This window comes from Mariniphaga sp. (assembly GCF_041687215.1).
In the GTDB taxonomy this organism is placed as follows: Bacteria; Bacteroidota; Bacteroidia; order Bacteroidales; family Prolixibacteraceae; genus Mariniphaga.
In genome coordinates, this window is the sequence record NZ_JAWLCI010000055.1 from 23,955 (window position 1) to 32,651 (window position 8,697).

General features: G+C 41.6%; 7 protein-coding genes. All 7 read right to left on the reverse strand.

Annotated features, from left to right (window positions below):
• Positions 1-79 precede the first annotated feature (79 nt).
• The 7 genes from ACESMA_RS16555 to ACESMA_RS16585 all read right to left on the reverse strand — a co-directional run bounded on the left by ACESMA_RS16555 (position 80) and on the right by ACESMA_RS16585 (position 8,167).
• On the reverse strand, positions 80-1,000 hold the full coding sequence (locus tag ACESMA_RS16555; protein WP_372949968.1) for a metallophosphoesterase: 921 nt from the start codon (positions 998-1,000) through the stop codon (positions 80-82).
• A gap of 78 nt (positions 1,001-1,078) precedes the next feature.
• Positions 1,079-2,740: a sodium:solute symporter gene (locus ACESMA_RS16560; protein ID WP_372949969.1), complete on the reverse strand. Its 1,662-nt coding sequence runs from the start codon at positions 2,738-2,740 to the stop codon at positions 1,079-1,081.
• Positions 2,741-2,789: 49 nt separating this feature from the next.
• Positions 2,790-3,470, reverse strand: a complete 681-nt coding sequence (locus ACESMA_RS16565) for an NUDIX hydrolase (RefSeq protein WP_372949970.1) — start codon at positions 3,468-3,470, stop codon at positions 2,790-2,792.
• A 155-nt stretch (positions 3,471-3,625) separates the two neighbouring features.
• On the reverse strand, positions 3,626-3,982 hold the full coding sequence (locus ACESMA_RS16570; protein WP_372949971.1) for a S41 family peptidase: 357 nt from the start codon (positions 3,980-3,982) through the stop codon (positions 3,626-3,628).
• Positions 3,954-6,950: a PDZ domain-containing protein gene (locus tag ACESMA_RS16575; RefSeq protein WP_372949972.1), complete on the reverse strand. Its 2,997-nt coding sequence runs from the start codon at positions 6,948-6,950 to the stop codon at positions 3,954-3,956. Before ACESMA_RS16575 ends, ACESMA_RS16570 begins: the two co-directional genes overlap by 29 nt.
• A 144-nt stretch (positions 6,951-7,094) precedes the next feature.
• A complete protein-coding gene (locus tag ACESMA_RS16580) occupies positions 7,095-7,244 on the reverse strand; it encodes a hypothetical protein (protein ID WP_372949974.1) in 150 nt (49 codons plus the stop codon).
• A gap of 323 nt (positions 7,245-7,567) precedes the next feature.
• A complete protein-coding gene (locus ACESMA_RS16585) occupies positions 7,568-8,167 on the reverse strand; it encodes a hypothetical protein (RefSeq protein WP_372949973.1) in 600 nt (199 codons plus the stop codon).
• Positions 8,168-8,697: the final 530 nt, after the last annotated feature.

Here is an 8,697-nt window from a genome sequence, read left to right on the forward strand (position 1 = left end):
CTTTTTTTTCCTGCAATACAAAAAAAAATATTTTTTATACGTGGCTGTAAGTGTCTGGTTTATTGTCTTTAGCGCCTAATTATTGTTCTATTTTTACCAGATTTTCGGCCTTCAAAACATGTTCTCCGCTCCACCGGTAGGCCAGGAGCATCTTACTTCCGGCAATACAGGTGTCGAGGCAGCAAATATTCGGTTTAATAATGTACGGACCGTTTCCTCTGCAATAGTGCCCGAAAAAAACAATGGGTGCATTTGCCGGATAAGGTTTAATGTCGGGCAATATTTCCGGAGGCACTGTATAGTCCGGAAAATGAAATTTACTTTCAAACGATATTTCCTCAAAAGTTTTTCCTGGTAAATTTTCCCACCAGCGCATTCGGAATGAACGTGGAGAAACTCCTTTATTGTTGATTATTTTTAAATCGCCGGGCATTTCAAACTGAACACCTTTGGTTAGCAGCCAAATGTTTTTAGCCAGTTCAGAGCCCGGATTTTTGTAAATCTTTTTGAAAACATCTTTTTTAATTTTTCCCGCAGGAAGATTTTGTTTTACAAACTCAACAGCCTCTTCAGACCAACAGGCATGAACAATTCTGATTCCTTCCAAATCAAGAAAAAGAGGCAGGGTGCGAAGCCAGCGCAAATGCTCTTGCCATTCTTCAGGAGCGCTTATAAATTCGTTCAAGGTTTTTAGTCCTGAAATAAAATTTTTCAGTGGCGGTTTAACCAAAAGATTTCCTTTTTTGTCTTTCAGATAGGCAATAATAACATTGATTTCATGATTCCCCAAAACAGCGAATGCATTTCCGTTTTCCACCATCTTCCGTATTATGCGTATGGTTTTTTTTATTTGGGGCCCGCGGTTGATAAAATCTCCCACAAAAACAGCTTTACGGTTTGGGTTGAAGTACCCTTCAGTTGTTTTTTCGTATCCCAGTTCCAGCAAAAGATTTTTCAATAGCTGGGCATGACCGTGCACATCTCCAATAATATCGTACATAACCTAATATTGAACTTCGAAAATAAAAAATAGCTGCCAGAAATGACAGCTATTTTCAGATTTTATTTTGAACAATTATTACCAGAAATAAGCATAGAATACCAAAATAATGGTAATAATAATTATGGAGTTAATAATATCCCAGTAATTGTATGACGCGCGTACTTCAGCCATTTGTTCTTTGGATGCTGTACCCAGCGTAAGGCCGGCTATTACCAGCGGATCTTTGGGCTTGGTAAAATAGCTTATAATTACCATGGAAATAATTACGAGGAAAAAGAGGTAAATTTCGTAATGCAGCCAGTTGTGTACCAGAAATATTTTATAAATCAGCGAGGTTTCTTCAATACCTCCTGAGAATATATTCAGACCCAGACGGGTCATACCCAGCGTAAATCCGATGAGCAATCCCCATAAGCCGGCAGCGGGAGTGGTTCTTTTTGAAACTACACCCAACAGGAAAACCGCAGCAATTCCGGGTGCCAGCAGCGATTGAACATCCTGAAGATATTCGTACAATACTTTACCGAGCCCTTTCATAACGGGTATCCAGGCAATGCCAAGCAAAACAATAACAATTGTTGCAATCCGACCAACGATTACATAATGCCTTTCTTTTTCGTTGGGCCGGTATTTCTGATAGAAATCAATTGTAAACAACATGGCCGATGAGTTAAACAGCGAAGCCAGCGAACTCATCAGCGCAGCAAGAATACCGCCAATTACAATTCCGGTGAATCCCATTGGCAAAAGTTCTTTTACCATAGTAGAAAAGGCTGCATCATTCGATTCCAGTGTGAGTAAACCCTTTTGCTGCAAAGCATATGCAATCATTCCCGGAATCAGGAAAATGAAAACCGGTGTAAGTTTTAGGTAAGCGCCGAAAATGGTTCCGCGTCGCGATTGTTTCATATCGCGGCCCGAAAGTACGCGCTGTACAATAAACTGGTCGGTACACCAGTACCAAAAACCAATTATGGCCGAACCCAAAATAACTCCTGTCCATGGAAAATCCGGGTCTTTGGGCGAACGGATCAAACTTGTCATAGAATCGCCGTGAACAGTTACATTGGCGCTGCAAATTTCCATCATTTCGTTCCATCCGCCAACTTTAATCAATCCCAGAACAAGCACTGCAATTGATCCAATAAGCAAAATGGGTGTTTGAAGCACCGATGTGTAAAGCACAGCTTTCATTCCGCCAAAAGTGGTGTATAATCCGGTAAGCACAACAAGTCCTACTGCACTAATCCAAAAGAAGTCGATGTCGTACCCAAAAAAGGTGATGTATTCAATATCAAACACATCTTTAAAAACAACACCGCCTGCATAAACGGTAACTGCAACTTTGGTAAGCACATAACTTACCAGCGAAATAACGGAAAGGAAAGATCGGGCATGTGGATTGTACCTGCGTTCGAGAAATTCGGGCATGGTAAATACCTTACTTCGTGCATAAAACGGTACGAACAGCCAGCCCAGCATCAAAATCATCCAGCCGTGCATTTCCCAGTGGGCCATTGCCATGCCGCTTTCGGCTCCTGCACCTGCGAGTCCAACCAGGTGTTCCGACCCAATGTTGGAGGCGAAAATGGATGCACCAATAGCAATCCAGGTTGCATCGCGTCCTGCCAGAAAATAGTCGGTAGTGTCCTTGTCTTTTTTTCTTAATGCATAAAAAACAACGCCAATTAATCCAATTACAAAAAGTCCCAGTACAATCCAGTCGAGTGTTGTCATTGTAGTAGCTTTTTAGTTTAAATTTCTGTTTTATAATTTTGAATTATCTTCAGTATTTTACAATTCTTTCCAGTTCTTTTTCCAACTTATTGGGTTTTACCCGATAATAATAAGCGCCTTTTTTCGACTCGGTAGAATTTTTATGATCGAGCTTATCGAGTACGTCCAGCGAAAGTATTTTTTTTCTGAAATTTCCGGGGTCGAAGGTTCGTTGATAAATGGCCTCATATAATTTCCGCAATTGCAACAAGGTAAATTTTGAAGGAAGCAATTCACTTCCAACCAGGCTCGAACCGGCTTTTTGCTGCAATTTTTTCAGCGATTGCTGAATCATTTCATTGTGATCGAAAATAAGCGGAGGCAACTCGTTCACCGGCCACCATTTGGCTCCAAATTCATCGGCCTTGCTTTTTTTGTACCGGCCAATTTTAATCAATGCGAAGTAAGCGATGCTAATCACTCTTTCTGTTGGTTCACGTCCCGGTTCCGAAAACGTATTAACCTGTTCCAGAAAAATATCATTCAGCCCGGTAGTTTGTTTTAAAACCCTGCAGGCAGCCTGCTCTGACGATTCATTTTCCTGAACAAAACCTCCCATTAGCGACCAATTCCCTTTTTCCGGTTCGAAGGCTCTCGGATATAGAAGTAATTTCAGTTCACCTTCCTCGTAACCAAAAACCACGCAGTCAACCGCTGCCAAAAACCTGGGATGTTGTTTGTAAAAATCCATCTTTTTAGAAATAATGCGTAAATCTAAAAAAGTGTTTTTTACTGTTTTCGGTTTTGTCCGGTTTTTTGTAAAAAAATGTTATAAAACAGGTTGCAAGAAATAAAACCGGGAAGTATTCAAACAAAAATGAAATACTTGCCGGTTTACTTATTTTTCTATTTCTTCCGAAGTCCTTTTGCGGTGCGGTCTTCCAGCGGAGGAGCTGGTGTCATCAAATGTTTGTTTTCCTTGGTGAGTTTCAGCACTTCCTCCACTACTTTTTCCATTTGCGGATCGCGGCCTTTCAGCAAAATATTCGGGTCGTCCCAAACTTCAAAGTCGGGCGAAACGCCCTCGCCTTCCCAGAACCAGTGGCCTGCATTGTCGTACAGGCGGGCGCCGGGAACGGTAATGGAACCACCGTCAATAAGCTGGTGGCCGGTTGCCGGGCCCACCAAAATTCCGAGTGTGCGTTCGCCCACAATGGGACCTGCTTCCAGTACTTTAAATGCCCCAGGGCAGTCCGTCGCCACCAGAGCCCGCCCAACCGTTGATGAGCATACCCACGGGGCCGGTGTTGGTTTTTATGGGATTGGTGTGATCTTTCCCATGGCGCCAGTGCAGGTTGTAGGTAACCGGGCGCTGCAAAAGTTCCAGAAACCGGTCGGCCAGTTGTCCGCCACCGTTAAAACGTTCATCCAGAATAAATCCTTTTTTGTCGAGTTGGCCGTAAAACATGCGAACCAGTTCCAGTTGCCCGCGCGCTGCGGTGTTCGACATGTAAATGTATCCCAGTTGACCGTCAGAAAGTTCATCAACCATTTTGCGGTTATTTTCGATCCATTCCAGGTAGCGAAGATTATTTTCCTGTCCGGGCGACAAACATTCCACAATGACATCTTTGGCATCTTCCTTTTTTCCGGTACGGCTTATTTCCAGTTTTACGGTTTTCCCTGACAGCCCTTCAAATGCTGCGTAAGGATCTTTTTCTGGATCGAGTGAAACCCCGTTCACCGACAAAATGTAATCACCTTCCTTTACATCCACGCCAGGTTTATCGAAAGGCGACCGCACTTCGGTATCCCATTCGGCAGGTTTTACAATACGTTTAATGCGGTATTGCTTTCCGTCTTTTTGCCAGTCGATACCCAGAAAACCGTTGGAACGCGAAGGTGCACTTTCTGCATCGCCGCCACCTGCATAAGTATGGCCGGCGCTCAATTCGGCAACCAAATTTAACTGAAGGTTGGTCACGTCCCAGCGGGTTCGCACATCGTCGAGCAGTTTTCCGTATCGGTCACGAATTTCTTCCCAATCCAGTCCGTGCATATTCGGGTCATAAAAGAAATCGCGGTGCCTCCGCCAGGTATCCGTAAATATTTGTTTCCATTCTTCTTTCGGGATTAAATCCATCACCAGTCCGTCGGTGGGAATGGGTTTTTCAATTTTCTGACCCGCTGCTGGTTGAATAATTCCATATTTGTTCTGGCTGGAAACCAGCAGTGATTTTCCGTCGGCAGTGGCGGTTACCCGGCTCACATCGCCCATAATTTCCTTTTCTTCACGTTCTTTCAAATCGAAAAAGTGAAGAGACGAAGAGCGTTCTCCTGAGCCGGTGTTTGGCCTGCGTAAATAAACCAACTTACCTTCGAAAGGAATCAATGCCGAAATATTTCCGGCTTTTGGCGGTAATATGGTAAGACGTGCTTCCAGGTTTTCAAAGTCAATTTCTACCTTCACCTCGTCTTCTTTTTTGTCCTCTTTAGCTTCATCCTTTCCCTCTTTTTCCTTGTCATTTTTGTCCTTTGCTTTTGCATCTTTCTTTTCCTCTGCACCAGACTTTTCCTCATTTTTAATCTCAACCTCATCATTTTTTGGTTCCAGAAGCGATGGTGTATCTGTTTTCAAGGCAATGGCTGCAATTTGGGTGGAGTTGGGATAAATCCAGGTACCGTCGCCCAGCGACGAATAGGCAGCATCCATGTTGCGGTTGGTGAGGTAAAACAGGTATTTGCCATCGGCACTGAATGTCGGAAAATTATCGTCGTAAAAACCGGATGTTACCTGTTGAAGTTTTTTGTCTTCGGTATGAAAAATAAAAACAGCAGTGTTTGAATTATCGAGTCCCTGTGTAAATGCAAGCCATCTGCTATCGGGCGACCACGAAATGGGAAACCCAAACCGTGAACCATGACCAATATTCCACCTGTAATTTCCGGCGTCGGTTATATTTCCCGATTCCACATCGATAATTTGAATAGCGTTTGTTTCATTGATAAAAGCCAACATTTTACTGTTGGGCGACCAGAACAGTTTATATCCGAATCCTTTGCCTCGTTTGGTAAGTTGTTTGGCCGGCTCTTTTCCTTCGCTGTCCTGCAGGTAAATCTCGTATTCGCCCGATTTGTCGCTCCAGTAAGCAATGGTTTTTCCGTCGGGCGACCAGGCCGGATTTTGGTCGAACGCGCCGCTGGATTGCGTCATGTTCAGCGTAAAACCTTCTTTTACAGGGACATTAAATAACTCGCCGCGCGCTTCGAAAATCACCCGTTTTCCACCGGGCGATGCGGTCATGTTCGAGATACGGCTGCTCACATCCTTGCTTTGCGGCATTTCCACCGATAGATCGCTGATAACTTTTATTTCAACCTTTTTCGGAGTCAAAGTGGCCAAATCCATCAGGTACAGGTCGCCACCCATTTCATAAACCAGGTCTTTCGGACCGGCGTTCATAAAGGAAATGTCGAAATCTTTGTAGCGGGTGATTTGCCGGGTTTCTTTGGTTTTTGTATCATATTCCCAAATGTTCAAACGTATATTTTCGTCGCGGTCGGAGAGGAAATAAACTTTATCGCCTGTCCACGAAGGCTGTCCGTCGTTTCCGGGATGGTCAGTGATTTTTTCCGCTGCATTCTTTATCAAATCGAAAAGAATTACATCGGAAGCAAGTCCGCCGAAATAGCGTTTAAAAGGGTAGTTTTCCGTAATTTTTGTGATATAGGCGAGATGGTTTCCGTCGGGCGAAAAACTTGCCAGTTCGCCGTAGGGAACCTGAAGTTTTTCTGGAAATCCGCCGTTTTTATCCACCAAATAAAACTGGCTCAGGCGACCAACCCCGTTTTCGCGGGCAGAGGCAAAAAGCAATCGTTTTCCATCGGGGTGCCAGTCCACCATTCGGTCTGGAAATGCGTTGTAAGTAACTCGGGTGGGTACTCCTCCGATAACTGGCATTACAAAAACATCGGAGTTGCCGTTGTAACTGGCCGTGTAGGCAAGGTGCTTTCCATCGGGTGAAAACCGTGGCCACGACTCTTCGCCGGGCGAGTTGGTAACCGAAATGGCGGTTCCGCCATTTTTGTCAACCAGCCAGATGTCGCCTCCGTAAACGAAAGTTATCTGATTTTCGGAAACATCCATAAAACGCATCAGTTTGGCACTGATTTGTGCCTCAGCATTTAAAACAAAAGTTAGTGCAGCAAACACTAAAAATAAATTTTTCATCATAATCATGGTTTAGTCCCAAAAACAACGGGATATTATTCATTTTAATACAGTTTTTTAACAACAAGGTTCATTTTTAGTCTTGAAAACAAAAAAAAAATTACGGATATGCAATTTTTTTTGTTGATGGAGAAACATTCAGAACTACATGTTGAGCAAATAATTTATACCCAAACTGATAAAAACCAATCCTCCCAATATTTTTGATGGCAACCCATACTTTAACCGGGTCGATTTTCCACAATAGATTCCTGCCACTGCAACTATTAGTGAAACAATTCCAAAAACCGCCAGTAAAGGGAAAAGTTAATTACTATAAAATGCAACACTAAGTTCCACAATTATCAAGTCGAAAAGAATGGCAACCAGAATTCCCGGATTCATCATAACGGTTAGTGATTTGAAAGGAGGATGAAAATATTTACGCCCAAAAGGATGATTAATCCTGATAGCTATCGGGACATGCGAGTTCCCTGCTTACAGGCAGGCATACTATGTCTTTGAAAATTGACAATCTTAATAGCATGAAAGATTTAAAACGTTACTATTCCATTGCGGCCCTGTGGTTGGGAACAGTTCTTAAGTTGGATTGAACGCTTTGGAATTAATTGTTCCGATTAGAATAATTCAAAACGGGGACTTAAAGTTGTAGCCTCAACAATAACAGGAATTTCCAAATTCGCTTGATTATTGAAATTGAAATCTGATTCTCCGCTAATTTTTATTTTTACAACAGTATTGCTGTTTCCGTCTAAAATATCAATAAGTTGATTTAATGCTTGTTCGAGCTTAATTTTATAAATCCCGTCTTCTTTTTCTATTTCAAATGATAACAAATCTATTGGTGTTTGCATAATAAAAGTTGCATCGCCTGATGCTTTATATCCCCACTCAAGAAACATGGAATGAACTTCATCATCGCCAGCAATGCCATAAACAGTGAGGATGGGTTCACGGTGAGGTTTAATTTTTTGAATATCATACATCCCAGTTTCAGTTTTGGTAATTTTAGTTACCGAATAGGTATTTTCTCCTGAAAAAGGGTATTCTGCATCTGAAGCAGCAGACCCGGATTTTGAATTATCGACAAATTCTGTTGTTACAGCAATATCAATATTCAGATTTTCTTCTGTTTCAACAATAGATGTTTCGCTTTTTTCACAAGAGTAAATCAGGAGGGTTAACATCCCAGCCAACAGGTAAAAATTCAATTTCATAATTGCAAGGTTAAAACAAGTTAATACTAAAAGAGAGAACTATTTCACAATATTGTTTTACCCATACAAGTTATGGCAATTTTCTGAATAAAGAATAATAATGTCTAAATATATTTTTTATTTATTTGAACAAGAGTAAAAATTGCAAAATACCAAAAACTCAAATTCTGAAACATTACACAATAATAAAATGGTTAAAGTTTGATTTTGAAAAGGGATTCCAGAGGTTTACACATTCGGTTACCTCATCTTTTCAATCCAAATAATGGGTAACCATTGTCCTGCCGCTGCATCGTCCGTAGCACTAAATCAATAACTTTTCTAAAAAAAATCTGGCTTTTGCCCAAAATGATTATGGTTAAAATTTCTCCTAAAGATTTTTGAAGAACTAAAAATCAAAAACATTGAAAATTATAGAAAACGGGCATTTATCGGCTCAGTTTAAAAAGTTGTGGAGTAAGATAAAAAAACGAACTTTGAATTTTTTATTTTACAAATCTGATGGCACAATCAAACGATCATTATCAAGC

What these genes read in the sequence shown, in the direction of transcription:
- ACESMA_RS16555 (WP_372949968.1), bottom strand. Translation starts at nt 1,000, where the DNA reads ATGTACGATATTATTGGAGATGTGCACGGTCATGCCCAGCTATTGAAA.
- ACESMA_RS16560 (WP_372949969.1), bottom strand. Translation starts at nt 2,740, where the DNA reads ATGACAACACTCGACTGGATTGTACTGGGACTTTTTGTAATTGGATTA.
- ACESMA_RS16565 (WP_372949970.1), bottom strand. Translation starts at nt 3,470, where the DNA reads ATGGATTTTTACAAACAACATCCCAGGTTTTTGGCAGCGGTTGACTGC.
- ACESMA_RS16575 (WP_372949972.1), bottom strand. Translation starts at nt 6,950, where the DNA reads ATGAAAAATTTATTTTTAGTGTTTGCTGCACTAACTTTTGTTTTAAAT.
- ACESMA_RS16585 (WP_372949973.1), bottom strand. Translation starts at nt 8,167, where the DNA reads ATGAAATTGAATTTTTACCTGTTGGCTGGGATGTTAACCCTCCTGATT.